The organism is Sphingomonas sinipercae, from assembly GCF_011302055.1.
Lineage (GTDB): Bacteria > Pseudomonadota > Alphaproteobacteria > Sphingomonadales > Sphingomonadaceae > Sphingomicrobium > Sphingomicrobium sinipercae.
Genome location: NZ_CP049871.1, coordinates 102,503 through 126,999, shown reverse-complemented (window position 1 = coordinate 126,999; position 24,497 = coordinate 102,503). Strand labels below are relative to the sequence as shown.

Here is a 24,497-nt window from a genome sequence, read left to right as displayed (position 1 = left end):
TGCTATCCGGGCGCTTTCCATCAACGTGACGGGCAGCGGATGACTATGGCGCAACCCCTGACCCCCCCATTGCTTCGAATCCCGCCCTTTCCCGGCGCGCGGCCGCCCGCGCTCGTCCGCGGCGCGGCGATTCCAGGGGGAGCGGCGGGCGATAGCGGCGAAGACCTGGCCGCACTGCTCAAGGACGCCCGGGTCGGAGGCACCTATTGGGGCGCCCAGCCGGCGCTTCCGCCAGCGCCTTACCGGCTGATCGCGACGGCCGCCGATCGCTTTGAAATCCATCCTGCCAACGGCGACGCGGTGCGCATCACCGGCCCCTGCGATCCCTGGCACCTGGTCAGCGGCGCCAGCGAGGTTTCCGGCGACGGCGACCAAGCCCTGTTGGTCGTCGCCGCGCTCAGCGGCGTCCCGGTCCGTTGCCCGGCTGGGCCGCTGGCCGCGCTGTCGGCCGGCGACGACGACGCGCTGCACCAGATCCTGGCCGAGCAGGTCGGGCGGATCCAATATGCTGACCCGTTCACGGGCGAAGCGACCAGCGCCGCCGCGGCAATTGCCTTGTGCGGCTTCTGGCGCGCACTGATCGACGCCAACCGGTCGATCGACGCGGCGGTCGGCTTCGGGCGCTGGAAGCAGCCGACGGCGGCGCCGTTGCTGTGGGGCGGACGGCCGGTCGTCTTCGCAAGCGACGCCGCCCGGGCAACCGGTCGGAAGATCGCGGTCTGGCGCGCGCGCACGGCGCCCGCCGTCCTCGCCGCGCTGGAGGCTGCGGATATCGACCTGGTCGAGGTGGAGGATGGCTTCATCCGTTCGGCGGGGTTGGGCGCCGATTGCATCCCGCCGCTGTCGATCGTGCTCGACGAATTGGGAATCTATTTCGACCCGTCGCGGCCGAGCGCGCTCGAACGCCTGCTGGCCGAAGGGGATTTCGACGCCGCCACGCTGGCCCGCGCGGCAAGGCTGCGCGAACTGATCGTCGACCAGGGAATTTCGAAATATGCCGTCGGTGGCGCGACCCTTCGCCGCCGCAATGCGAAACCGCATGTGCTCGTCCCCGGCCAGGTGGAAGACGACCGATCGGTGCTTTCGGGCGGGGGCGCGGTGCGGACCAACCTGGAACTGCTGCGCCGGGTCCGGGAGCAGCGGCCCGACGCGCATGTCATCTACAAGCCGCATCCCGACGTGGAGGCGGGCCACCGGTCCGGTGCGATCGCCGACCAGGCCGCGTTGGCGCTTGCGGACGAAATCATCCGCGACCCTCCGATAACGGCGGCGATCACGCTTGCCGACGAAGTCCACGTCAACACCTCGCTGGCCGGGTTCGAAGCGCTTCTTCGCGGCAAGCCCGTGACGACTTACGGCGTGCCTTTCTATGCCGGGTGGGGCCTGACCCGTGACCTCGGCGCGGTGCCGGACCGGCGCAAGGCGACACGCACGCTGGACGAGCTTGTTGCCGCCGCCTTGCTTCGATACCCCCGTTACCTGGACCCGGTCACCGGCCTGCCGTGCCCCCCGGAAATCCTTGTCCGCCGACTGGCGGAGGGTAGGAGCGGGACGACGGACGGCCTGCTGGTCGGGCTCCGCCGGGTCCAGGGCCGAACCCGGCGACTGGCGTCGGCACTGCGATTTTGGCGATGAGCGAGACCCGAACCTTCCTGTTCCTGCAAGGCCCGCCGGGCCCGCTCTTCCGCCGCCTGGGGCAGGCGATGGCCGACCGCGGAGTCGGCGTCCACCGGATCAACATCTGTGGCGGCGACCATCGCGACTGGCCGGACGCGACCGTCAATTTCCGCGCCCGCTTTTCGCAATGGCCCGCCTTTTTCGACCGCTACTTGCGCAAGCACGACATTACCGACCTGATCGTGTTCGGCGACTGTCGCCCCTATCACGTGTCCGCGCTCGGGATTGCGCAGATCCGCGGGGTGCGCACCCATGTGCTCGAAGAAGGATATTTGCGTCCCGACTGGATGACCCTGGAGCCGGAGGCCGTCAACGCGGGTTCCACCTTGCCGCGAAGCAAGGCTTGGTTCGTCAAGGAAGCCAAGACGTTGCCGCGCGAGCCGGAGCTGCCGCCGATCACCGCCAGCTTCAAGCGCCGCGCCCGCGACAGCTATTGGCATTATCACAGCGTGGTCACCGGCCGCCTGCTGCGCACCTTCCCGCATTATCGTTCGCACCGCCCCAATTCGATCATCGTCGAAGGGCTCGGGTGGCTGTGGAAGTTCGTCAACGAGGGCCGCCGGGCCGCGGCGACGGCGCGGGTGCTTGGCCGGGTCGAGGGCAAGCCCCTGTTCGTCTTCCCGCTGCAATTGTCGACCGATTATCAGATCCGCACGCACTCGCTGTTCCCGGACATGCAGAGCGCGGCCACCTACGTCATTGAAAGCTTTGCCGCCAATGCGCCGGGCGATGTGCACTTGCTGCTTAAGACCCACCCGCTGGATTCCAGCTTCTTCAGCTGGGACCGCTTCGTCGCCCGGCTTGCGCGGCGGCTCGGCCTGCAGAACCGGCTGCACCTGATCCACGGCGGCGACCTGGAGGACATTGCCGAAATCGCCCGCGGGCTGGTGTGCGTCAACAGCACCTCGGCAACCCTGGCGCTGGCCCATGCGACTCCGGTGTGCACGGTCGGCGAGGCGATCTACGACATGCCCGGGATCACGCACCAGGGGCATATCGACAGCTTCTGGGCCAAGCCCACCCCGCCGGAGCCGGGAGTCTATGAAGCCTTCCGCCGCGTGCTGGTCGACCGCTGCCTGGTACGCGGAGGCCTGGCCAGCGAATCCGCCGTCCAGGTGCTGATCGAATCGATGCTGGAGCGGCTGGACATCGGCGCTGGAGCGTCGAGCGAGGCGCAAGCGCTTCCCGTGCCTGCCGAAGCGCGCTTTCGCGGCGCGAACGTTGGCGATCCGAAACCGTCCCGTCGCAACGGCGTTGACCGACACGATGTACCGAAACACCCTGCCGACCCGCGATAAAGGCGGAGCGATCGCCGCTGTCGCGGCGGTCCATGCAGGGCTGTTCTTCATGCTGATGCACTTGTCGGGCCGGATCGACCTCACCGACCCGCAAAGCGCGCTCAGCGTTTTCGACATTACCGAGGTGCCGCCCCCTCCGCCCCCTCCCCCACCGCCGCCGCCAAAGCAGCAGCAGGCGCCCAAGCCCAAGGAGAAGGAGGGCCGGTCGTCGCCGAAGAACATCAAGAGCCAGGCGACGCCGGTGGTCGCGCCCAAGCCAAGGATCGAAATCCCGGTGCCGCCCAAGATCGCAACGTCGGAAACGCCGCGGCAGGGCAGTGCGCCGACGCAGGGCGCTTCCGACGTGCGCGGTCCGGGAACGGGCGCCGGCGGTTTCGGCAACGGGACAGGCAGCGGTGCTGGCGGAAGCGGGCCGGGCGGTGGTGGTTCCGGTGGCCTTCCGGTGCAGCCGCCGCGCCTCGCAACGCCGACCCTAACCCAACGCAATTTCCCGCCGCAATTGCTCGACAGCTGGCCGCGAGGCGTGCCCATCTTCATGCGGCTGCGCGTCGATGCGCAGGGCGGCGTGCTGCAGTGCCTCGTCGACCGTGGCACTGGAAATTCCGCGATCGACAGCCAGGTTTGCGCGACGGTGAAGGCGCGCTTCCGCTACCGTCCGGCACTCGACAGGTCGGGCCGGCCGGTTGCCGGATGGGCCGGATACGTCCAGAGGCCACCCCAATAACTGAAGAAGCGGGAAGCTGACCGATGATCGAAGCGGAATGGTGGGACTATGATTCGGTCGACGAGCTGGCCGAGGCGGTCGGCGGCGACGTCGGTTTCATCATCGACAGCGCGCTTGACGCCCGCGCGGCGGCACTGGTCGCGCTCCCGGTCGATGGGTTGTCGCAGCAGGTTTTCCCGACGCTCGCCGCCGCCAAGCTGAAGTGGAAGCAGGCCGCCATCGTCCCGGCCGACGACTTCATCGTCGGGGTCGAGGATGAGCGAAGCAAGGCGCGGGCGCTGGCCAAGGCGTTCCTTCCCGTCGGCGCTCGGGTCGTGCCGATCGTCACCGCAATCCCCGACCACAAGGCCGCCGGCAATGCCGCCGACGCCCGGCTTCAGGAACTGCCCTGGCCGCCCGACCTGGTCTGGCTGTCGGTCGGCGTGGATGGCAATGCGGCGGGAATCGCCAGCGGCGCCGACCTTCAGGACGCGCTCGACGCGCCGAAGGCCCGGCGCGCGGTCGGCGTGATGCCGGAAAGCGGCGAGCCGCGGGTGACCTTGACCCGCGCTTCGATCCTGGCGGCGCGCACCGTCCTCATCACCGTGCAGGGGAAGGAAGCCCGCGAAGTGCTGGAAGGCGCCATCGCGGACGGGCAGAGCTCGAAGCTTCCGATCGGCCGGGTGCTGGCCGAGGCCGAGCAGCCGATCGACATTCACTGGGTCGCGTAAGTCAGACCGTGTCGAGCGGCTTGCCCCGCGTTTCCTTGAGGAACAGCAGCGACACGATCAGCGAGATCCCGGTGAACACGACCGAGTACCAAAGCCCCTCGTAAATGTTGCCGGTAATGGCGACGAGCGCGAAGCTGGTCACCGGCAGGAAGCCGCCCACCCAGCCGGTGCCGACGTGATAGGGCAGCGACATTGCCGTGTAGCGCACCCGCGTCGGGAACATCTCGACCAGCGCGGCGGCCTGCGGGCCGTAGACCGCCGTCGCGGCGACGACGAACAGCAACAGGATCGCAACCAGGACCGGCATGTTCGCCGCCCCTGGGTCGGCTGACTTGGGATAGCCGGCGGCCGCAAGCGCGCCGCCGATGGCCTCGCCGGTCGACGCCTTCAGCGCCTTGAGGTCGGTCCCGGCCGCCTCGCCGCCAGCGATGGGCACCGCAGTGCGACCGACCAGCACGCGCGTCTGCCCGTCGCTCGAGGCGCGGGTGGTGTAGGACACGCCCTTGGTCACCAGCGCGCTCTTGGAGAGGTCGCAGGCGCTGGCGAACTTGGCGGTTCCGACCGGGTCGAACTGGACGGAACAGCGGGACTGGTCGGTCTCGACGACCACCGGTGTCGACCGCTGCGCCGCCACCAGCGCGGGGTTCACCGCCTGGGCAATCCAGTGCGATGCCGGGAAATAAAGGACGAGCGCGAGGAGCATCCCGCCGACCATCACCGGCTTGCGCCCGATGCGGTCGGACAGCCAGCCGAAGAAGACGTAAAGCGGCGCGCTGGCCAGGGTCATGACGATCAGCAGCAGGTCCTTGGTCGACCCCGGCAGGCCGAGCGAGCGTTCGAGGAACACCTGCAGGTAGAAAAAGGTGAAGTACCAGACAGCGCCCTGCGCACACATGATGCCGAAGAAGGCGACCAGCACGCGCTTGAGATTGTCGCGGTTGCCAAAGGCTTCGCGCAGCGGCGCCTTGCAGACGTTGTCGTCCGCGACCAGCTGCGCGAACGCCGGGCTTTCCGCCAGCTTGACGCGCATCCAGACCGAAATCGCCAGCAGGATCGCCGAGATGAGGAACGGGATGCGCCAGCCCCAGGCGTTGAACGCATCCTCGCCAAGCGCGGTGCGCGTCGCCAGGATCACCAGCAGCGCGGCAAGCAGCCCGAACGAGGCGGACGACTGGATCCAGCCGGTCGAAAAGCCGCGGCGGTCATCGGGCGCATGCTCGGCAACGTAGATTGCGGCGCCGCCATACTCGCCGCCAAGCGCAATCCCCTGCAGGATGCGAAGGAAGATCAGCAGCGCCGGCGCGAGCAGGCCAACGCTGGCATAGGTCGGCAGCAGGCCGATGAGGAAGGTGGCGCCGCCCATCAGGCTGACGGTGACCAGGAACGCGCCCTTGCGCCCGAGTCGGTCGCCGACGACTCCGAAGATGAGCGCACCCAATGGCCGGAAGGCGAAGCCGGCGGCGAACAGGCCGAGCGCCGCGATCAGCGCCGGCGTCGGGTCGAGCCCGGCGAAGAACACTTTCGAAATGACCGGCGCCAGGCTGCCGAAGATGAAAAAGTCGTACCACTCGAACGCGGTCCCCGCCGACGAAGCGGTGATGACCCGCGCCATCGACCAGGATTTGCGTTCTTCACCCGCTACGGCAGTCGCCATCTAACATTCCCCCTGTTGACGGAGAGGGATAGCGGCTCCGTGCGCGGCAACAAGCCCGCCGGCGGCTGATCGCTTATCCGCCAATCTTGCGGATTTTGAATTTCACCAGCTTGGTCGTGAAGTGGCATTCGAAGGTGCGGCGGTGCTGCCTGGCGTCGGTGACCGAGCCCCAGACGATGATCCGGTCGGCGCGGCGCTGCTCGACATCGATGACGTGGACGGCCCCATATTGCGCCGCCTGCTGCGTACAGGCCTGCGTCGCCACCGGCTTGAACTGCGCGTTGCTCGGGCCTTCGGCAGGCTGCGCATATTGGGCCAGTTGCGCCGCCGCGAGCGCCGCCTGCACGGCGCAACCGCCAAGCGCCGGGGCGAAGGCCAGGAGCGCAAGAATCGAAAGTTTCCGCTGCATTCCGAAGGCTTAGCTTGGATTGGAACGTGAAGGCAATTGGGGCTGATCGGCCTTGGCGATCCTCTCCTCCAGGACAGCCAGGTCCACCCCGAATTTGCTCACTTTCAGACGGTTGAGGACGGTTCGTCCGTCCGGCTGAAGCGCGAGCTGCTGGTTCACCGCCATCCCATTCTTCATCGTGTAGGCGATCATCGCGCGCGGCCCGTGCACCCAAACTTGAACCGGGCCGTCTGCGTCCGTCAGGGTGCTCTTGAAGGAATCGGAGCCCACGCGGCGCATCGTCCAGCGCCGGACGCGCGGCGGTTTGCCGCCCTCCCGAATGATCTGATCGAGGACCAGGGAATCCCTGCGCCGTCGGCCGAGGCTGTCGACGGTCACGCGCACGGGACTGCTGCCCAATTTATCGAGCTTCGCTTCACCGTGGCTGCGGCCGGTGAAGAAAGCGATCGGATCGAATGTCGCGTCCTCCGCGGCAGGCAAGGGTGAGTCCGGGCCGCAGGCGGAAAGCGTCAGCGCCAGCGCCGCCGCCAGCAGGAAGCGTTTCACTGGCGGCCAGCGAGCAATGAGTCGACCACGCTGGGGTCGGCCAGCGTCGATGTGTCGCCGAAACCGCTGGTCTCCCCTTCCGCGATCTTGCGGAGGATTCGGCGCATGATCTTTCCCGACCGGGTCTTGGGCAGCGATGGCGTGAAGTGAATGACTTCAGGCGCTGCCATCCCGCCAATCTCCTTACGGACCTCGGCCACCAATTCGCGGCGGAGGTCATCGCTGCCTTCTTCGCCGGCGTTGAGGGTGACGAACGCGTAGATCGCCTGGCCCTTGATCTCGTGCGGCATACCCACGACCGCGGCTTCCGCGACCTTGGCATGGGCGACGAGCGCGCTTTCCACTTCCGCGGTACCGATGCGGTGGCCGGACACGTTGATGACGTCGTCGACCCGGCCGGTGATCCAGTAATAGCCGTCCTCATCGCGGCGGCAGCCGTCGCCGGTGAAATATAGCCCGGGGTAGGCGCTGAAATAGGTCTGGAAGAAGCGTTCGTGGTCGCCCCAGACGGTGCGCATCTGGCCTGGCCATGAGGATGCGAGGCAAAGGTTGCCGCTCGCCGCGCCTTCCAGAACCTTGTGTTCGGCATCGACCAGCAGCGGCTTGATCCCCGGCAATGGCTTGGTCGCGGACCCGGGCTTAAGGTCGGTCGCACCCGGCAAGGGTGAGATCAGGATGCCGCCGGTCTCCGTCTGCCACCAAGTATCGACGACCGGGCAGCGGCCGTCGCCTACGACCCGCCAATACCACTCCCACGCTTCCGGGTTGATCGGCTCGCCCACGGTGCCGAGCAGCCTGAGCGAGGCCCGGCTGTGCGCCTTTACCGGCCCCTCGCCCTCCCGCATCAGCGCGCGGATCGCGGTTGGCGCGGTGTAGAAAATGGTGACTCCAAGCCGGTCGATCGTTTCCCAGAAACGGCCGAAGTCGGGATAGTTGGGGACGCCGTCGAACATGACGCTGGTCGCGCCGTTCATCAGCGGGCCGTAGACGACATAGCTGTGGCCGGTGATCCAGCCGACATCGGCGGTGCACCAGAAGATGTCATCGCGGCGGTAGTCGAACACCCAGTCGAAGGTCGCCGCCGCCCAGACGGCATAGCCGCCGGTGGTGTGGACCACGCCCTTCGGCTTCCCGGTCGAGCCGGAAGTGTAGAGGATGAACAGCGGGTCTTCGGCGTTCATCGCTTCGGGCGCGCAGTCCGTATCGAGCCGGTCGCGAACCTGCGCGTAAGCGATGTCGCGGCCGTCCTTCATCGGCACGTCGGCGCCAGTGCGGGAGACGACGATGACGGTCGGAACGTCGCGCTGCTCCAGCGCGGCGTCGACATTGCGCTTGAGCGGAATGACCTTGCCGCCGCGCACGCCCTCGTCGGCCGTGATGACCGCGCAAGCGTCGCAATCCTGGATCCGGCCAGCCAGGCTGTCGGGGGAAAAGCCGCCGAAGACGACCGAATGGACCGCGCCGATGCGGGCGCAGGCGAGCATCGCCGCCGCCGCTTCCGGGATCATCGGCATGTAGATCATGACCCGGTCGCCGCGGCGGATGCCCCGTTCCTTGAGCAGGTTGGCGAGCCGGCAGGTTTCTTCGTGCAGCTCGCGGAAGCTGACCCGGCGCCCGTCGCCCGGTTCGTCGGCTTCGAAGACCAGCGCGGTGCGGTCGCCGTCCGCGGCGAGATGACGGTCGAGGCAATTGACCGAAAGGTTCAGCGCGCCGTCTTCGAACCAGCGGATGTTGAAATCCGCCTCGTCGAACGACCAGTTGCCGGCGCGGGTGGGAAACTGCTGCCATTGAAGCCGCCGCGCCTGTTCCAGCCAGAAGGCATCGGGGTCGCGCTCCACCTGGTCACGAAGCGCTGCCAGTTCAGGCGGGCCGATCCGCGCACCGAAGCCCTGCGGCACCGGATGCACGGCGCTCGTCACAGGCCGCGCGCCATGTCGATCACGAAGCGGTAGCGGACGTCGTTCCTGAGCAGTCGCTCATAGGCGTCGTTGACCTCGTCCATCGCGATAAGCTCAACCTCGGGGTAAATGCCTTCCTTGGCGCACAGGTCGAGCATTTCCTGCGTTTCCGGAATGCCGCCGATCGCGGATCCGCCGACCGCGCGGTTCCAAAAGATGAGGTTGGCGCCGACAAAGCCGGGCATCTGCAGGAGCGCGCCGACGATCACCATCCGGCCCGACCGCCCGAGGAGTTGCAGGTAGCCGTCGATTTCATGGCTGACGGGGATGGTATTGAGGATGAAATCGAAGCGGGTCGCCGCAGCCTCCATCTGGACCGCGTCGGTGGAGACGATGACATCGTGAGCGCCGAGCGCGCGGGCATCTTCCCCCTTGCTTGGCGTGGTCGTGATCATCGTCACATGCGCGCCAAGCGCGGCGCCGAGCTTCACGCCCATGTGGCCAAGCCCGCCAAGGCCGATCACCGCCATCTTCGTGCCCGGCCCGACGTTGTACTGGCGAAGCGGCGAGTAAGTGGTGATGCCGGCGCACAGCAGCGGCGCAACCCGCGCCTCGTCCATGCCGTCGGGGACTTTCAGGACGAAATGGTCGCGAACGACGACATGGTCGGTGTAGCCGCCCTTGGTAATCGACCCGTCGTGACGATCGACGCCATTGTAAGTGCCGACCATGCCTTCGCGGCAGAACACTTCCCAGCCGGATAGGCACTGGTCGCAGCTCATGCAGCTGTCGACCATGCAGCCGACTGCGACGAGGTCGCCGACGCGGTGGCGGGTCACCTCATCGCCGATCGCGGTGACTCGGCCGACGATCTCGTGGCCGGGGATGTTGGGGTAGATGGTGCCGCCCCAATCGTTGCGGGCGGTGTGGAGATCGGAATGGCAGATGCCGGCGTAAGTGATCTGGATCGCGACGTCGTCGGGGCGCAGGTCGCGCCGCTCGAACGTCATCGGCCTTAGCGGCTGGTCGGCCGCTTCCGTGCCCCATCCTTTGGCTTGGGTCGGCATGGCGCGGTCTCCTTATCTGGCGCGGTCGAGTGTGCGCCTTGCCTGCACTAGATGGGGGCGATCGAGCATCCGGCCATTGACCGACAGCACGCCTGCGTCCGGTTGTGCGTCAAACGCGGCGACGATGGCGCGGGCGTGCGCAATCTCGTCCGCGGAAGGGGTGAAAGCAGCGTTGATCACGTCGACCTGGGCCGGGTGGATCGCCAGCTTGCCGGTGAATCCTTCGCGCCGCGCGGCCTCGGCTTCGGCGCGCAAGCCAGCTTCGTCGCGAAAGTCGGCGAAGACGCCATCGACCGGCTGCACCCCGGCGGCCGCGGCGCCGGCCAGGCACAACGAACGGGCGAGCCGGTAAGTGAAGCTCAAGGCACCGTCCGGATCATGTTTCGAGGAAGCGCCGAGCGCCGCTGACAAGTCTTCCGCCCCCCAGCTCATCGCCGCCAGCGGCGACTTCGGATCGCGGTAGGACAGCAGGCCGAAGAGGCTGGCCGCGGTTTCGGTGACGATGGCGTGCACCGGGATATTGCCGGTGCGGTGCGAAAGCTGGGTCACGTCCGCGCCGCTTTCCGTCTTCGGTAGGACGATCCCGGCCAGGTCGGCGTGGCCGAACACTTCCAGGTCGTCCTTGTGAAATTCGCTGCCCAGCGGGTTGATCCGAACCCACCATTCGGGCCCGCCCGACCGGTCGGGAAGATTGCGCAGAAGCTCTCGAGCGGCGCCCTTGTTGGTGGCGGCGACGCTGTCTTCGAGGTCGAAGATGACCGCATCGGCACTGCTGTCGAGCGCCTTGGCGATCTTGCGCTCGCTATCGGCGGGGACGAACAGCCAGCTGCGCGGCTGAGTCATTGCGGTTTCTTCTTGAGGAGCGCCGAGCGGGTGCATTCGCACACCAGGTCGCCGCGCTGATTGAAGCTTCGGTGGGCCCAGGTGACGATGCCGGCGTTCGGCCGCGACTTGCTTTCGCGCACCGCCACGCATTCGGATTCCGAACGCAGCGTATCGCCGATGAAGACCGGATTGGGGAAGACGAGCTTGTCATAGCCAAGGTTGGCGACGAGCGTGCCGAGCGTCGTGTCGGCGACGCTGACCCCGACCATCAGGCCAAACGTGAAGACCGAATTGACCAGCGGCATCCCGAATTCGGATTGCGAGGCCGCTTCGTGGTCGAGGTGCATCGGCTGCGGGTTGTGGGTGAGCGTCGAAATGAGGACGTTGTCCGTCTCGGTCACCGTGCGGGATATGGCGTGCGCGATGCGGTCGCCGACCTGCCATTCGTCGAAATATTTACCGGCCATGGCGACGGCTTAAGCCAGCACCCTGGCAAGCGCTAGATGGCGTCGGCAGCGCATGCCGTTCGAGTCCTAGCGATGCTTGCAGCCCGGCCAGCAGCAGGGGCGCCGTTTCCCAGCGCTCAAATTCTCGCGGCCCCAGCCGATGCGCTTTTCCCGAGTCTCCGCCTTTTTCGCGGACGTGACCCAGCAAATCCATTCGTTGCGGGCGAGCGGGGTGATGTCCTGCCAGGTAGCAAGCGCGGCCTCGTCGCCCTTGATCGCCGCGGCGAAATCGCCGGGCAGGTCATGAACGACGCCGCCGGGAAGGTCAGCCGCCGCCAGCACGGTTACGCCGCCTGCGCCGTGGCCGAGCCGTCGTCATAGCGCGCCTGCGCTTCGTGGATCGCGCCGACGTTCTCGGTCGCCCAACTGGCCAGGCCGCAGATCGGCTTCTGCAACGACCGGCCAAGCTCGGTCAGTTCATAATCCACCCGCGGCGGGATGCTGGGCGTGACCGTCCGGCTGACAATCCCGTCGCGTTCCAGGTGGCGCAGCGTCAGCGTCAGCATCCGCTGGGAGACGCTCGGGATTTCGCGACGCAGTTGGTTGAAGCGCTTGCCGCCGTCGCCGAGCGTCTGGACGACCAGCACGGTCCACTTGTCGCCGATGCGCTGAAGAAGCGCGCTGATCGTCTGGCAGACGGGGTTGTTGGGGTCCTGCATCGTCCAGTTACCTCACTGATACTGCGTCACATCTTTGTTCGTCGGCCACAAGAAAGTGCGTTCTTGCGGGGGGTTTTCATGTGGTTACTTAGGGTGCCTCGGTAACAATTCCATACTTAGGAGGCAACAGTGACCATCCTTCATCTCGACAGCAGCATCACCGGCGAGGCGAGCGTCAGCCGCCAGCTTTCGGCGTCCGTCGTTGAGCGCCTGAAGCGGGAGCGCCCGGTCGCAAGGGTCGTCCGGCGCGACCTCTTCGCCGATCCGTTGTCCCATCTCACGCTCGATGCCTACGCCGACAGCAACGTGCTCGATGAGTTCCTCGACGCCGACACGGTCGTGATCGGCGCGCCGATGTACAATTTCACGCTGCCGACCCAGCTCAAGGCGTGGCTCGACCGGATCCTCGTCGCCGGCAGGACCTTTCGCTACAACGCCGACGGCCCCGAAGGCCTGGCCGGCGGCAAGCGGGTAATCGTCGCCATGGCGCGCGGCGGGATTTACGACGACGGCTCCCCCGCAGCGGCGCTCGAGCATCTCGAAACTTATTTGCGTGGTGTCTTCGCCTTCATCGGCATCGCCGCCGAATTCGTTTCCGCCGACGGCCTCAACATCAGTCCCGAGCAGAAAGCGCAATCGGTCAGCGAAGCGCTCGGCGAAACGGTGCGGCTGGCGGCTTAAGCGCGGAAAATCACGCGGCGGCGTTCGTTGATCGCGCGAAAGGAGACGCATCATGTCGGAGCTTAGCGAGAAGAAACGCGATTCTCTGGATGAGGAGACGTTCGCATTCCCCGACGAGCGCAAGGAGCCGCTCAACGACGCCAGCCACGTCCGCAACGCCATTGCCCGGTTCAACCAGGTCAAGGGCGTGAGTGACGATGAACGCGAGGCGGCGTGGCGGCGGATCAAGAAAGCCGCCGACAAGCACGGGGTCGAGGTCAACGAAAAGAGCTGGCGCGAAATCGGCAAGGACTGAGCGCCCACCGCCGAAACACGTTGGCGGGGCGCTGCGCCTAGCTGAGTAGCCGCAGCGGGTTTTCGATGTAGGCTTTCATTGCCTGCAGGAAGCTCGCTGCGTCCCAGCCGTCGACGACCCGGTGGTCGCAGGAAAGCGACAGGTTCATGCGCTTGCGAACCTCGATCTCGCCATCGACGACGACGACCTTCTCCTCGACCTTGTTGACGGCGATGATCGCGACTTCGGGCCGGTTGATCACCGGCGTCGAGGTGATGCCGCCCATCGGGCCGAGCGATGACAAGGTGATGCTTGAACCGGACAGCTCCTCGCGGCTGGCCTTGCCGGAACGGGCGGCCTCGGCGAGCCGAAGCGCTTCGGACGCGAGCTGCCAGACGCTCATGGCCTGCGCATTACGGATCACCGGCACCATCAGTCCGTTGGGGGTCTGGGCAGCCATGCCGAGGTTGAGCGCGCCGTGGCGCGTGATGACATTGGCGTCGTCGTCATACGTCGCGTTGAGCATCGGCCAGTCGGGCAGCGCCCGCGCCATCGCCGTGATCAGGAAGGGCAGCAAGGTCAGCTTCGGGTTCGACCCGCGGTCGCGGTTCATCATCGCCCGCGTGTCCTCAAGGTCGGTGACGTCGAACTCCTCGACCAGCGTGAAGTGCGGGATGCGGCGCTTGGCCTCCTGCATATTCTCCGCAATCTTACGGCGCAGGCCGACGACCTTGATCGTCTCGTCGGGCCGGGCGGCGGCGCCGCGCTGACCGACGGAGCCGCCGTTGTAGAGAAGATAGGCGTCGAGGTCGGAGTGGCGGATGCGATCGGCGCTGGTCTTGACCTGGCCAAGGTCGATGCCGAGATCGCGGGCACGCTGGCGCACGGCGGGCGAGGCAAGGACCTGGGCGGAGTGGCCGCCGTCGCTCGCGGGTGCCGGGCTCAAAACCGCGGGCTTGGGCGCTTCCTTGGCCGGCTTTGCAACGGGGCTAGGCGGCTCTTCCGCCGTCGTCGGGATTTGCTGTTCCTGGGCGGCGGTCGGTTCGACGGCGCCGTCGGCAAGCGGCATCTCGTCGACCGATTGCGCGGCTGGTTCGGGCTCGCTGGCGGCCGGCGACGAAGCGTCGGTTTCGATCACGACCAGCACGGACCCGATCGGAATTTGGTCGCCGACTTCACCGGCGAGCTTCGCGACCGTTCCAGCGACGGGCGATTCCATTTCCACCGTCGCCTTGTCGGTCATCATGTCGGCGAGCTGCTGGTCTTCCTCGACCCGGTCGCCGAGCTTGACGTGCCAGGCGACGATCTCGGCCTCGGCAATGCCTTCGCCAATGTCGGGGAGCTTGAATTCGTAGGTCGCCATCAGTCAGCCATCACTTTTTCTAGAGCGCGCGCGAGCCGCTTGGGTCCGGGGAAGTAAGCCCATTCGAAAGCGTGCGGGTAGGGCGTATCCCAGCCGGTGACGCGTCCGACCGGGGCTTCGAGATGATAGAAGCAGCGTTCCTGCACCAGGCTGACCAGCTCGGCGCCGAAGCCGGAGGTCTTGGGTGCTTCGTGGACCACCAGGCAGCGGCCCGTCTTCTTCACCGACTGTTCGATCGCTTCGATATCGAGCGGCACCAGCGTGCGCAGGTCGATCACTTCGGCATCGATCCCGCGCTCCTCGACCGCGGCAAGCGCCACGTGCACCATCGTGCCATAGGCAAGCACGGTCAGTTCCGATCCTTCGCGAACGATCGCCGCTTTTCCAATCGGCACCGTATAATGGCCTTCGGGAACATCGCTGGCCGAATGCTTCGACCACGGCTTCACCGGGCGGTCGTGGTAACCGTCGAACGGGCCGTTGTAGATGCGCTTGGGCTCGAAGAAGATTACGGGATCGGGATCTTCGATCGCGGCGATCAGCAGGCCCTTGGCGTCGTAAGGCGTCGACGGGATCACCGTCTTCAGTCCCGCGATGTGGGTGAACAGACTTTCGGGCGACTGGCTGTGCGTCTGGCCGCCGAAGATGCCGCCGCCGTAGGGCGAGCGGATGACCATCGGCATCGTCCATTCGCCGGCGGTGCGATAGCGGATCTTCGCCACCTCGCTGACGATCTGGTCGTAGCCGGGGTAGATGTAATCGGCGAACTGGATCTCGATCACCGGCTTGATGCCGTAAGCGGCCATGCCCACTGCGGCGGCGACGATCCCGGTTTCGCTGATCGGCGCGTCGAACGAACGCTGCTTGCCGAATTCCTTTTGCAGGCCCTCGGTCACGCGGAAGACGCCGCCGAAGTAACCGACGTCTTCGCCAAAGACGACGACGTCCGGATCGGCGCGCATGGCGACGCGGTGGGCGTCGTTCAGCGCCTGGATCATGTTCATCGTGGCCATCAGCCCTGCCTCTCCTGTCGCAGCTCATCGCGCTGCTCGGCCAGGTGCCAGGGAACTTCGGCATAGACGTCGTCGAAGATGCTTTCGACGTTCTCCTTGCCCTGTTCGGGCAGGATGCCCTGCTTTTCCGCTTCCTTCTGGGCGGCGCGGATTTCGGCGTCGAGTTCCTTGACCATCGCCTCGTGGCGCTCACCGTCCCACTCGCCAAGCGCCAGCAGGTGCGCCTTCAACCGCTCGACCGGATCGCCGAAGGGCCAGGCCTTGGCCTCTTCGGTCGGGCGGTAGCCTGAGGGGTCGTCCGACGTGGAGTGACCCTCGGCGCGATAGGTGAAGAACTCGATCAGAGTCGGGCCCGAATTGGATCGCGCCCGGTCGGCCGCCCAGCGGATCGCGGCGAACACCGCCAGCGCATCGTTGCCGTCGACCCGAAGGCCCGGGATGCCGTAGCCGATCGCCCGCTGGGCGAAGGTCGCGCGCTCCGCCCCGGCGATGCCCGAGAAACTGGAGATCGCCCACTGGTTGTTGACCACGCACAGGATGGCGGGCGCGTTATAGACGGCGGCGAAGGTGGCGGCGGCGTGGAAGTCGCCCTCCGCCGTTGCGCCGTCGCCGATCCAGCCGACCGCAATGCGGCTATCGCCCTTGATCGCCGATGCCATCGCCCAGCCCACCGCCTGCGGGAATTGCGTGCCGAGGTTGCCGGAGATGGTGAAGAAGCCGTGGTCGGGCGAGGAGTACATGATCGGCAGCTGCCGGCCGCGCAGCTTGTCGCCTTTGTTCGAGTAGATCTGGCACATCATCTCGGTCAGCGGGTAGCCGCGTGCGATCAACAGGCCTTGCTGCCGATACGTCGGGAAGTTCATGTCGTCGCGGTCAAGGGCGGCGGCGGCAGCGCAAGCGATCGCCTCTTCGCCCGTCGCCTTCATATAGAAGCTCGTCTTCCCCTGGCGCTGGGCGCGGTACATGCGGTCGTCGAAAATGCGCACCGTGACCATGTCGCGCAGGATCTTTCGCAAGGTGTCGGCGTCCAGCTTGGGGTCCCATGGGCCGACCGCCTGATGCCGGTCGTCGAGGACTCGCACCAACGATGTCGCAAGCCCTGCGATGTCGGCAGGCGCGACGCCGATGTCCGGGCGCGGAACCTCACCGGCGGCGGGCACCGCGATGCTTGAAAAATCCGGCGTATCGCCCGGGCGGTAAGCGGGTTCGGGCACGTGCAGCGAAAGCTGCGGCCGGTTCCGCTTCAAGGAATCTGTGTCACGCATTGACCGGAGCGCTTAATCGCGCCGCGCGGGTGGGGCAATGGGCGGCCCTCCCGCCGTTCGTCGGCGCGCCCGGAACGCTCGTCGAACCGCCGGTCGGTTTGTCGACGCGGGCTGGATGACAAGCGGACATTCGTTTGTCAGCCCAGGCATAGCAGGGGGAATGACGTGAACATCACCAAGCAGCTTGTGGCGCTCGGCGCCTTGGCAACGGCGCCCGCACTTACGGGTGCGGCACAGCCCGTGGCGCAACCGCAGGTCATCGCCATCGTCGGCGCAACGGTGCTGCCGATGGAAGGACCGGACCGGCTGGCCGACCAGACGGTGATCGTCCGCGGCGACCGAATCGAGCAAATGGGCCCGCGGCAACGCATCAAGATTCCGGCCGGTGCGCGGACGATCGATGCGCGCGGGCAGGTGCTGATGCCCGGCCTGGTCGACATGCACGTCCACCTCGCCCCGACGCCGGGCGATCCGGGCGACCCGGCGCAGCGGGCGCTGGCGGTGATGTTGGCGCATGGCGTTACCACCGCGCGCGGAATGGCGGGTTCGCCGATGAACCTGGAAGTGCGCGGCAAGATCGAAGCCGGCCAGATTGCCGGTCCGCGCTTTTATGCGGCCGCGCCGCCGCTGCACGACCAGAACACGCAAAGTGCCGAGGACGGCAGGGAAGCGGTGCGCAAGGCAAAGGCCGCCGGGTTCGACCTCATCAAGTCGCACGAACTCAGCAACGCCGAAGTTTGGCAGGCCGTCGCCGACGAAGCGCGGAAGGCTGGCATTCCCACCGCGGGCCACGTCAATAATGCGGTTGGGCTGGATCGTGCGCTGGCCGCGCATCAGCAGATCGAGCATCTGGACGGAGTTCTTGCCGAAATCGTGAAGATGGTCGCCCCGGGCACGCCGCTCGAATGGGGCCAGGTTCCGCCGCCGCCAGTCATCGCCGTTGCTTCTAAGGTGACAGATGCGCAGCTGGCGCAACTGGCGCGCAAGGTCGCCGCCGCTAAGTCGTGGCACGGACCGACCCTGTCGCTGTTCGAAAAGCTGGCCGACCTGACCACGCCGGTCGAGCAGCGGCTGGCCGACCCGAACATGCGGTTCGTGCCCGAAGGGGCGTTGAAGCAATGGGCGTCGCACTATGGCGACCTCAAGGCCGCCGGCTTCACCGTCGCCGATGGCGTTGCGTTCGCCCAGCTTCGGCGGCGCATCGTCAGCGCGTTCGCGCAGGCGGGCGTACCGTTGATGGCCGGTTCCGACACCGCGCAGAACTTTCATGTCTGGGGCCCGGGCCTTTACGAGGAAGTGCGGGCCCTGGCCGCCGCCGGGCTGACGCCGATGCAGGCGCTTCGTACTGCAACGGTCACTCCCCGCGATTACTTCCGGTCGTTGCCCAACGGCGGTTCGGCGCTCGGTTGGAAGGCCGACTTCGGCGCCATTCGGCCCGGCGCCCGGGCGGACCTCATCCTGCTTGCCGGCGATCCCAGCCGCAGCCTGAGCGCGCTGGCTCGCCCGAACCTGGTCGTCGCCGGTGGCCGCCTGTTCGAGCGCGCGGCGCTCGACGCCATGCTGGCCAAGGCGGTCGCCGATGCGAACGCGCCGCCGGCCGCGGCGGCCGCCGCACCGGTGAAGCAGGTCTATGTGATGCGCCACCTGCCAGCGGGCGATGGACCGGACCCCGACCTGTCGCCGGCCGGCGCCAAGCTGGCGCAGGGACTGGCCGACTTTTTCAAGGCCGGACAGTTCAAGGCGGTGTTTGCAACGCCGTACAAGCGGACGCAGCAAACCGCGGGTGCAGTCGCAAAAGCGTTCGGGCTGCCGGTCGGCACTTACGATCCGCGCGATCCCGACGGGCTGCTTCGCGCGATCGCCGCGGTTCCGGGCAACGTGCTGGTCGTTGGCCACAGCAACACCGTCCCGGACATCGTCGCCCGGCTCGGCGGAACGCCGCCAGGCCCGATCGGCGAAAAGGACTTCGGTACGATTTACCGGGTCGATTCCGGGTCGAAGCTGACAAAGCAATTCCAGCTTGGCGGAGTCGCGCCGGTGGCTCTCGGGCCGTGCACGATCAAGGGGCTGCACCCATCGGTTCGCTGCGGCACCGTCACCGTCGCCGAGAACCGCGCCAACCCGAACGGGCGCAAGATCGCCATCCATTTCGGCGTCCAGCCGGCCGCCGGCGTGGCCGTCGATGACCCGATCGTCATGCTGCCCGGCGGCCCCGGTCTCGGCGGCCTGCAGAGCGGGCCGGGCATCGACCAGATGTTCGGCGCGATGCTGAAGGATCGCGACCTTTTGCTGATCGACCAGCGCGGCACCGGCCAGTCGAACCCGCTGCAATGCCCGCAGGTCGAAAATGACTCGGACCCGCTTGGCCAGCTCAACGAATCGACGCCGTCGGAAGTGACCGATTGCCGCGACGCGCTGGCGAAGAAAGCGGATCTCCGCTTCTATCACACGCGCGAAGCGGTGAAGGATATGGAGCTGGTGCGGGCCGCGCTCGGCTATCAGAAGCTCGACCTGTTCGGCATGTCCTACGGCACTCGCCCCGCGCTCGATTACCTGCGGCTCTATCCGGACCGGGTTAGCGAGACGGTTATCCGCGCCGCCGCGCCCGTCGAAATGAAGCTGCCGCTGTGGACCGCCCGCGATACGCAGCTTTCCTTCGACCGAATGGCGGAAGCCTGCCTGGCGCAGCCCGACTGCGCGGCCAAGCATCCGGACCTGAAGGGCGACCTCAAGGCCCTGTTGGCGATGCTCGACAAGTCCCCGGCGCCGATCACGATCAAGGACCCGCGCAACGGCAAAACCCTGACCGGAAAGCTGTCGCGCAACGGGCTGGGCACCGTCATGTTCGCGATGCTCTACATCCCCGAATTCTATTCGCAGCTGCCGCCGCTGCTGGCCAACGCCAAGGGCGGCAATTTCTCGCCGCTCGTGCAAGCCGCCTCGCCGTTCCTGCTCGGCGTCGGCGACGAGATCGCCTGGGGGATGCGCTGGTCGGTGGTCTGTGACGAAGACGTACGCCGGATCGACCCGAAGACGGTCGCGGCGGCCGCCCGCAACACGTTCATGGGTACGGGCGCCGTCGAGGATGAAATCCGCGCCTGTTCGAAATGGCCGCGTGCCGCCGTCCCGGCGGATTATCTGAAGCCCGTCAAAAGCGACAAGCCGGTCCTGATCATCTCCGGCTACCACGATCCGGTGGCGGGCAAGGCGTGGGGCGATGTCATCGCCAGGACGCTCCCCAACAGCCTGCACATCGAAGTGCCCGGCGCTTCGCACCTGCCGCCGCTACCCGGCTGCACGCAGCAGCTCCTCGGCAAGTTCTACAGCGGGACGGCGCTCAGGCAGCTCGATACCGGCTGCGTCGCCAACGCGCCCAGGCCGAAGATGGCGGCCTAGCGTCGGGCGGGGCTTCGTTGACGCGCGAAGCCCCCCTGCCTAGTGCCGCGCCATGGCCGAAGACAAAACGCAGCTGCCCGACCGCCTGTCGCTCAACCCGCGCAGCGAATATTTCGACGCCGATGTGCTTCAGCAGGGCGTCGGCATCCGCTTCAACGGGCAGGAAAAGACCAACGTCGAGGAATATTGCGTTTCAGAGGGATGGATCCGGGTCGCCGCCGGGCGCAGTCGCGACCGCTTCGGCAACCCGATGACCATCAAGCTCAACGGGACGGTTGAGCCCTATATCGACGGACCGGCGGACGATCAGCCGGCCGACGACGGCGCCGCGTCCGAAGGGTAACGGGCCGACGACCGCCGATTGCGGCGATCCCACAGATATTTGGCGCCGTAACCGATCGCCGCCGCAGCCGCGAGGGGACCGAAGCCGCGCCGCGCCAGGGCCGCAACGCCAGCGCCGACCAGCGCGCCGCGCGCGCCGCTGTTCTGGCCTGCCACCTTGTTGCCCAGCCAGGCACCGGCAAGTTTCCCAAGCATCGTTGATCTCCTGAAAATTATACTTGCCGGTTCAAGTCCCGGGACCCGCGAGCGGTTCCCCGCGGCGGCGCATCATCGCGGGTTGGCAAATTGTCCCAACCTGACGTGGCGCGGAATCCCAATTGCCCCCCGCGCAGCGCCACAGCGAGCTGGTTTTTCGCAGTTTTTCGGGATTGGCACGGCGCTTGAATAGAGGATTGCATACCCGCCAGACACATTTGCGGGGGCAAAAGGGAGAATGAAAATGTCGGCTCAATCGAAGATCGCACGGACCATGATCAGCGCCCTCGGCGCGATCGTCCTGAGCGCTCTTGCCGTCGGCTCGGCGGTCGCGCCGGCAGCCGTCGGCCTGGCCCCAATGGATGCGTCGATCCGTGCCTGAGCTCGAAATTCTTGAGGCGAAAGTGCCGGTGCGGATGCCCGTTGCGGCCAGCCAGCCGGAACGCTTCGAGCGCCTGCAGCCGATCGCCAGCTGGCTTTCCGGCCCGGTGTTCAGCCGCGCCCGCGACATCTTCGCCGCGAACATGACCGAGCTTCTCGACCGGGCGGAAGACCCGGCGCGGATGATCCGAATGATCATCATGGAAATGGAAGAGACGCTGGTCGAGGTTCGCGCCACCGCGGCTCGCTCGATCGCCGACATGAAGGAAATGCGGCGCTCGCTCGGCAAGCTCGAGCAGATGCAATTGGTGTGGAGCGACAAGGCCGAGCTGGCCCTGTCGAAGGGCCGCGAGGACCTTGCCAAGGCGGCCATCGAGGAAAAGCAAAAAGCGGCCGAGATCGCCGACGGCCTGAAGGCGGAACTTGCCGAACTCGAGCAGGTGCTTCGCGAATATGAAGCGGACATCGCCAAGCTCCAGGGCAAGCTTCGCGAGGCCCGCGCCCGGCAGAACGCGATCGCCACGCGGCTCGAAAGCGCGGTTAGCCGGGCGAAGGCCCGCGAGCTGGTCAACGGCAACCGGACGCTGGACGCCTTCGCCAAGTTCGAGATTCTCGAACGCCGCGCCGAGTTCGCCGAAGGGCGTGCGGACGCGCTTGGCCTGACCGGCCCCAGGAGCCTGGAGGAAGACCTCGCCGAGCTTCGCGCCGCCGAACAGGTCGAAGCCGAACTGGCCGCCATGAAAGCCGCACTCGCGGCCAAGCAGAATTAAGGAAGGAAACGGCCGATGGCCCGCGCTTACTCGCTCGCACGTCACGACAAGAAACTGGCCGGCGTTTGTTCGACCCTGGGCAACCGGTTCGGGGTCGACCCGACCTTCGTCCGCCTCGGTTTCGCCGCTGCGGCGGTGCTGGTCAGCTTCCAGCTGACGCTGCTGCTCTACGTCGGGATTGGCGTCTACTTCAGCGTCAATCGTCGCAAGGCCCTTCGTCGCGATACGACGAGCGAGTTCGACCGGATGGCGTTCGCCAGCCGGGTCCGGCCCTCGGTCCATGCCATGCGCACCGAGCTTGAACCGATCGATCGCCGGATGATGGCCATCGACCACCATCTGCTCACCCAGAATGACGAGCTGGCGCGCGAAATCGAAGCGCTTCGGGAGGATAAGTGATGGACGCACTTTCAATCGCGATGGTCGCAACCGCCACGTTGGCCGGCGTTGCGACGCTAAGCTGGGCGGCCCTTAAGGGATGGTCCGGCTGGCTGGAGCTCAAGCGGGTCGAGATGGGCCACGCGGGCGCCGACAGGATCGCGCCGCACACCGGCGGCCGGATCGAACTGGCCGACCTCAAGGAACGGGTCCGCAAGCTCGAAGCCATCGCCGCGGGAATCGATATTTAGGAAACTTCGCACGCGACGCGCTGCTCCCCCAGCGCTTGCCCGAGGCGGTCCGGCAAGTCACTGCCAGGGCCGCCTCATTCCGTTTTGCAGCCTAGAATCCGAGGCGCGCGGTGAATCGGATGTCGCGGCCGGCCAGCGGCGCATAGTCCTTGAGCAAGCTGGAGTGGCGACGGGCGACGACGTCGAAGATGTTGTTGGCGCTCAATCCAAGCGTAAGCTCGGTTGCGGCGGCAAGCGGGTGCCACTCGATCGACGCGTTTACCAAGGAATAGCCCGGCGTCGGCGTTTCGTTCGGCGCGATCCGATCCTGCCGGGCTGCGCGCTCGACCTCGATCCGGCCGTCGACCTTGCCCCGTGTCCCAGTCAGTGCCGCAAGCACGCGGAACGGCGGGATTTGCGGTGCCGGACCGAAGTCCTGGATGGTCGCGCGGACGGCGTCGGCCACGAGTTCCCCGGCCCAATAGACGCCAAGCGCATGTCCCAGGTGGGCGTCGGCCTGGACTTCGAAGCCGTAATAGTTCGCCCGCCCCTGCCGGTATTCGTAAAGCGGCAGGTCCTGGACCAGCGCGTCGATCGGCGCCTGGTAGATGAAGTTCGAAAAGCGGCTGTAATAAGCGTTGGCGGTGAAGTGGACCGGCCCCTCGGTGCGCCGGATACCCGCCTCGACCGACAGGCTGCGTTCCGGATCAAGATCGGGGTTGCCGCGCTCAAAGGATTCGGTGCCGCCATGGGGACCGTTGGAAAACAGTTCCTCAACGCCGGGTGCGCGCGACGATCGGGACAGCGATAGGGATCCGCGCCAGCCCGGCGCCACGTCGTAGCCGCCACCGATCGAGCCGGAGACGGTGGTAAAATCGCGCGACAAGGCGGGCGTGCCGATCTGGTTGTCCGCATCGGCGTCCAACTTGCTGAACTCGACTCGGGCGCCGGCCTCCAGCCGCAGCGGGCCGCGCACCAGGGTCTGGACGGTGAACAGGCCCGCCTGCTGCTGCCGCGCATCGGGCAGGAATTTCTCTTCGCCGCGGATGCGCACGTTGCGTTGAAGATATTGGAAGCCGCTGGTGCCGCCCCAGCCGGAGCGTTCGGACTGCATGATGTCTCCGCGCACTTCGCCGCCGCGGCTGAAAAAGCTGGAGCCGATGTCGCCGCCTTCTTCCAGCTCGTCGTGGCGATACTTGGACAAGCCGCCGCGTAGCGTTGCGGTACGGAAAATGCCGCCGACCGGCACTTGCACGCGCACGTCGCCGCGCGTCTGCCGGGCGTCGATCACCGGCGCTTCGGCATCCCCGGCCGGGTCCAGCGAGAAGCGGATCGGCACGCCATATTTGCTGTCATGGCGGGCGAGCGAAACGCCGATGTTGGTGTCGCCATCGACATAAGCGACGCCGCCGGCGAGGTCGCGTGTCCGGCCTTGGGTGTTGGGCAACCGGTCCTTGAGCTCCGCCAGTGCCTGGATGTCGGGATCGTCGCTGGCGCGCGCCTCGTCGCGCAGTGCCGGGGATAGCAGGTGTCCGCCGACACGCAGGTCGCTGGACTTCGAATAGCTAGCGTCGCCGTGAGCGACGAACTTGGCGCCCAACGCGGCATCGACACCCAGGTTGAAGGAGCGCTCGCTGGCGGCGGATCCGAAGTCGCCGATGGCGTCGACATCGATGCCGCCGTCCGGAAGCGCGCGCGGGATTCGAGCGTCGATCACGTTGACGACGCCGCCGATTGCGGCCGATCCGAACAGCAATGCGGCCGGCCCCCGAAGGACTTCGATCCGCTCTGCGGTCAGCGGGTTGATCGCCACCGCATGGTCGGGTCCGGATCCGGAGAGGTCGAGGCTGCCGATCCCGTCGGTCAGGATCCGGATGCGCTCGCCGGAAAGGCCGCGAAGGATTGGGCGCGACGCTGCTGGCCCGAAGCTCGTTGCCGAAACGCCCGGCTGCTTCTGCAAGGTTTCGCCAAGACTCGGCCGGACGTTGCGGGCCAATTCCTCTTTGCCGAGCACCGAAACGCCGCCGAGGACGTCGCCGGCGCGCCGGCGGACGCCGGTCACGACAATGGCGTCATGGGTGTTGACATGGGCCTGCTCGGCAGTGGCCGCCTGCGACTGCGCGTCTGCCGATGCCGGCGCGGTCGGGGCCTCGCTCACCAAGGCCGGCGCCGGTGCAAAAATGGCCGTAGCAGCAGCCGAACCAAGCAAGATCCCAAGCATTGCGAGTCTAATCCT

Annotated in this window: 26 protein-coding genes; 12 read left to right on the top strand and 14 right to left on the bottom strand. The window is 66.8% G+C overall.

From position 1 onward, the window contains the following. Nucleotides 1–45: 45 nt before the first annotated feature. Genes G7078_RS00650 through G7078_RS00635 form a run of 4 tightly spaced genes read left to right on the top strand, consistent with a single transcriptional unit; the run spans nucleotide 46 to nucleotide 4,409 of the window. A complete protein-coding gene (locus tag G7078_RS00650) occupies nucleotides 46–1,635 on the top strand; it encodes a capsular polysaccharide export protein, LipB/KpsS family (protein ID WP_166091955.1) in 1,590 nt (529 codons plus the stop codon). After that, nucleotides 1,632–2,975 carry a capsule biosynthesis protein gene (locus G7078_RS00645; RefSeq protein WP_166091953.1) on the top strand — a complete coding sequence of 448 codons (1,344 nt, stop codon included), beginning with the start codon at nucleotides 1,632–1,634 and terminating at the stop codon, nucleotides 2,973–2,975. The genes G7078_RS00650 and G7078_RS00645 overlap by 4 nt, the downstream gene beginning before the upstream one ends. After that, the gene (locus tag G7078_RS00640) at nucleotides 2,944–3,699 is read left to right on the top strand and encodes an energy transducer TonB (RefSeq protein WP_166091951.1); all 756 of its coding nucleotides are present in this window, start codon (nucleotides 2,944–2,946) and stop codon (nucleotides 3,697–3,699) included. Before G7078_RS00645 ends, G7078_RS00640 begins: the two co-directional genes overlap by 32 nt. A gap of 23 nt (nucleotides 3,700–3,722) precedes the next feature. Continuing rightward, a complete protein-coding gene (locus tag G7078_RS00635) occupies nucleotides 3,723–4,409 on the top strand; it encodes a 6-phosphogluconolactonase (RefSeq protein ID WP_166091949.1) in 687 nt (228 codons plus the stop codon). A 1-nt stretch (nucleotide 4,410) separates the two neighbouring features. Here the strand turns inward: G7078_RS00635 and G7078_RS00630 are convergent, their stop codons facing one another. The 9 genes from G7078_RS00630 to G7078_RS00590 all read right to left on the bottom strand — a co-directional run bounded on the left by G7078_RS00630 (nucleotide 4,411) and on the right by G7078_RS00590 (nucleotide 11,973). Next, on the bottom strand, nucleotides 4,411–6,063 hold the full coding sequence (locus G7078_RS00630; RefSeq protein WP_206367454.1) for an MFS transporter: 1,653 nt from the start codon (nucleotides 6,061–6,063) through the stop codon (nucleotides 4,411–4,413). Nucleotides 6,064–6,136: 73 nt separating this feature from the next. Next, nucleotides 6,137–6,472, bottom strand: a complete 336-nt coding sequence (locus tag G7078_RS00625; protein WP_166091946.1) for a hypothetical protein — start codon at nucleotides 6,470–6,472, stop codon at nucleotides 6,137–6,139. Between the two features lie 9 nt (nucleotides 6,473–6,481). Beyond that, nucleotides 6,482–7,018 carry a DUF3833 family protein gene (locus tag G7078_RS00620; RefSeq protein ID WP_166091944.1) on the bottom strand — a complete coding sequence of 179 codons (537 nt, stop codon included), beginning with the start codon at nucleotides 7,016–7,018 and terminating at the stop codon, nucleotides 6,482–6,484. Next, entirely contained in the window at nucleotides 7,015–8,937 is a 1,923-nt protein-coding gene (acs, locus tag G7078_RS00615) for an acetate--CoA ligase (protein ID WP_166091943.1), read from the bottom strand. Before acs ends, G7078_RS00620 begins: the two co-directional genes overlap by 4 nt. Then, nucleotides 8,934–9,983: an NAD(P)-dependent alcohol dehydrogenase gene (locus G7078_RS00610; protein ID WP_166091941.1), complete on the bottom strand. Its 1,050-nt coding sequence runs from the start codon at nucleotides 9,981–9,983 to the stop codon at nucleotides 8,934–8,936. The genes acs and G7078_RS00610 overlap by 4 nt, the downstream gene beginning before the upstream one ends. A gap of 12 nt (nucleotides 9,984–9,995) precedes the next feature. Continuing rightward, complete coding sequence (locus G7078_RS00605; protein WP_166091939.1) at nucleotides 9,996–10,826, bottom strand: HpcH/HpaI aldolase/citrate lyase family protein; 831 nt, start codon at nucleotides 10,824–10,826, stop codon at nucleotides 9,996–9,998. After that, entirely contained in the window at nucleotides 10,823–11,275 is a 453-nt protein-coding gene (locus G7078_RS00600; RefSeq protein ID WP_166091937.1) for a MaoC family dehydratase, read from the bottom strand. Before G7078_RS00600 ends, G7078_RS00605 begins: the two co-directional genes overlap by 4 nt. Before the next feature lie 66 nt (nucleotides 11,276–11,341). After that, complete coding sequence (locus tag G7078_RS00595; RefSeq protein WP_246166393.1) at nucleotides 11,342–11,596, bottom strand: YdeI/OmpD-associated family protein; 255 nt, start codon at nucleotides 11,594–11,596, stop codon at nucleotides 11,342–11,344. A 2-nt stretch (nucleotides 11,597–11,598) separates the two neighbouring features. Then, nucleotides 11,599–11,973, bottom strand: coding sequence for a winged helix-turn-helix transcriptional regulator (locus tag G7078_RS00590; protein WP_166091935.1), 375 nt, complete (start codon nucleotides 11,971–11,973; stop codon nucleotides 11,599–11,601). 129 nt (nucleotides 11,974–12,102) lie between these two features. Between G7078_RS00590 and G7078_RS00585 the strand changes: the two genes are divergently transcribed. Together G7078_RS00585 and G7078_RS00580 are read left to right on the top strand one after the other, a co-directional pair. Beyond that, nucleotides 12,103–12,654, top strand: a complete 552-nt coding sequence (locus G7078_RS00585; RefSeq protein WP_166091933.1) for an FMN-dependent NADH-azoreductase — start codon at nucleotides 12,103–12,105, stop codon at nucleotides 12,652–12,654. 52 nt (nucleotides 12,655–12,706) lie between these two features. Further along, nucleotides 12,707–12,949 carry a DUF6582 domain-containing protein gene (locus G7078_RS00580; protein ID WP_166091931.1) on the top strand — a complete coding sequence of 81 codons (243 nt, stop codon included), beginning with the start codon at nucleotides 12,707–12,709 and terminating at the stop codon, nucleotides 12,947–12,949. Between the two features lie 37 nt (nucleotides 12,950–12,986). Here G7078_RS00580 and G7078_RS00575 read toward each other — a convergent pair whose 3' ends face one another. Genes G7078_RS00575 through G7078_RS00565 form a run of 3 tightly spaced genes read right to left on the bottom strand, consistent with a single transcriptional unit; the run spans nucleotide 12,987 to nucleotide 16,569 of the window. Further along, nucleotides 12,987–14,291, bottom strand: a complete 1,305-nt coding sequence (locus tag G7078_RS00575; RefSeq protein ID WP_166091927.1) for a dihydrolipoamide acetyltransferase family protein — start codon at nucleotides 14,289–14,291, stop codon at nucleotides 12,987–12,989. After that, nucleotides 14,291–15,295: an alpha-ketoacid dehydrogenase subunit beta gene (locus tag G7078_RS00570; RefSeq protein WP_206367479.1), complete on the bottom strand. Its 1,005-nt coding sequence runs from the start codon at nucleotides 15,293–15,295 to the stop codon at nucleotides 14,291–14,293. The genes G7078_RS00575 and G7078_RS00570 overlap by 1 nt, the downstream gene beginning before the upstream one ends. 8 nt (nucleotides 15,296–15,303) lie before the next feature. Then, nucleotides 15,304–16,569, bottom strand: coding sequence for a 3-methyl-2-oxobutanoate dehydrogenase (2-methylpropanoyl-transferring) subunit alpha (locus G7078_RS00565; RefSeq protein WP_166091924.1), 1,266 nt, complete (start codon nucleotides 16,567–16,569; stop codon nucleotides 15,304–15,306). A 165-nt stretch (nucleotides 16,570–16,734) separates the two neighbouring features. Between G7078_RS00565 and G7078_RS00560 the strand changes: the two genes are divergently transcribed. Together G7078_RS00560 and G7078_RS00555 are read left to right on the top strand one after the other, a co-directional pair. After that, complete coding sequence (locus G7078_RS00560) at nucleotides 16,735–19,965, top strand: alpha/beta fold hydrolase (protein ID WP_166091922.1); 3,231 nt, start codon at nucleotides 16,735–16,737, stop codon at nucleotides 19,963–19,965. Nucleotides 19,966–20,017: 52 nt separating this feature from the next. After that, the gene (locus tag G7078_RS00555; protein ID WP_166091918.1) at nucleotides 20,018–20,308 is read left to right on the top strand and encodes a DUF3297 family protein; all 291 of its coding nucleotides are present in this window, start codon (nucleotides 20,018–20,020) and stop codon (nucleotides 20,306–20,308) included. On the opposite strand, the gene G7078_RS00550 is transcribed toward G7078_RS00555, so the two are convergent. Next, nucleotides 20,272–20,502 carry a hypothetical protein gene (locus G7078_RS00550; protein WP_166091916.1) on the bottom strand — a complete coding sequence of 77 codons (231 nt, stop codon included), beginning with the start codon at nucleotides 20,500–20,502 and terminating at the stop codon, nucleotides 20,272–20,274. The genes G7078_RS00555 and G7078_RS00550 overlap by 37 nt on opposite strands. A gap of 244 nt (nucleotides 20,503–20,746) precedes the next feature. Here G7078_RS00550 and G7078_RS00545 point away from each other — a divergent pair, with 244 nt between their 5' ends. Genes G7078_RS00545 through G7078_RS00530 form a run of 4 tightly spaced genes read left to right on the top strand, consistent with a single transcriptional unit; the run spans nucleotide 20,747 to nucleotide 22,282 of the window. Continuing rightward, the gene (locus G7078_RS00545; RefSeq protein ID WP_166091915.1) at nucleotides 20,747–20,884 is read left to right on the top strand and encodes a hypothetical protein; all 138 of its coding nucleotides are present in this window, start codon (nucleotides 20,747–20,749) and stop codon (nucleotides 20,882–20,884) included. Next, entirely contained in the window at nucleotides 20,877–21,653 is a 777-nt protein-coding gene (locus G7078_RS00540) for a PspA/IM30 family protein (protein WP_281346913.1), read from the top strand. Before G7078_RS00545 ends, G7078_RS00540 begins: the two co-directional genes overlap by 8 nt. A 15-nt stretch (nucleotides 21,654–21,668) precedes the next feature. Further along, entirely contained in the window at nucleotides 21,669–22,052 is a 384-nt protein-coding gene (locus G7078_RS00535) for a PspC domain-containing protein (RefSeq protein WP_166091913.1), read from the top strand. Continuing rightward, the gene (locus G7078_RS00530; protein WP_425505252.1) at nucleotides 22,049–22,282 is read left to right on the top strand and encodes a hypothetical protein; all 234 of its coding nucleotides are present in this window, start codon (nucleotides 22,049–22,051) and stop codon (nucleotides 22,280–22,282) included. The genes G7078_RS00535 and G7078_RS00530 overlap by 4 nt, the downstream gene beginning before the upstream one ends. Before the next feature lie 91 nt (nucleotides 22,283–22,373). On the opposite strand, the gene G7078_RS10950 is transcribed toward G7078_RS00530, so the two are convergent. After that, nucleotides 22,374–24,419 (bottom strand): TonB-dependent receptor, encoded by a 2,046-nt coding sequence (locus tag G7078_RS10950; protein ID WP_281346912.1) that lies wholly within the window; start codon nucleotides 24,417–24,419, stop codon nucleotides 22,374–22,376. Nucleotides 24,420–24,497: the final 78 nt, after the last annotated feature.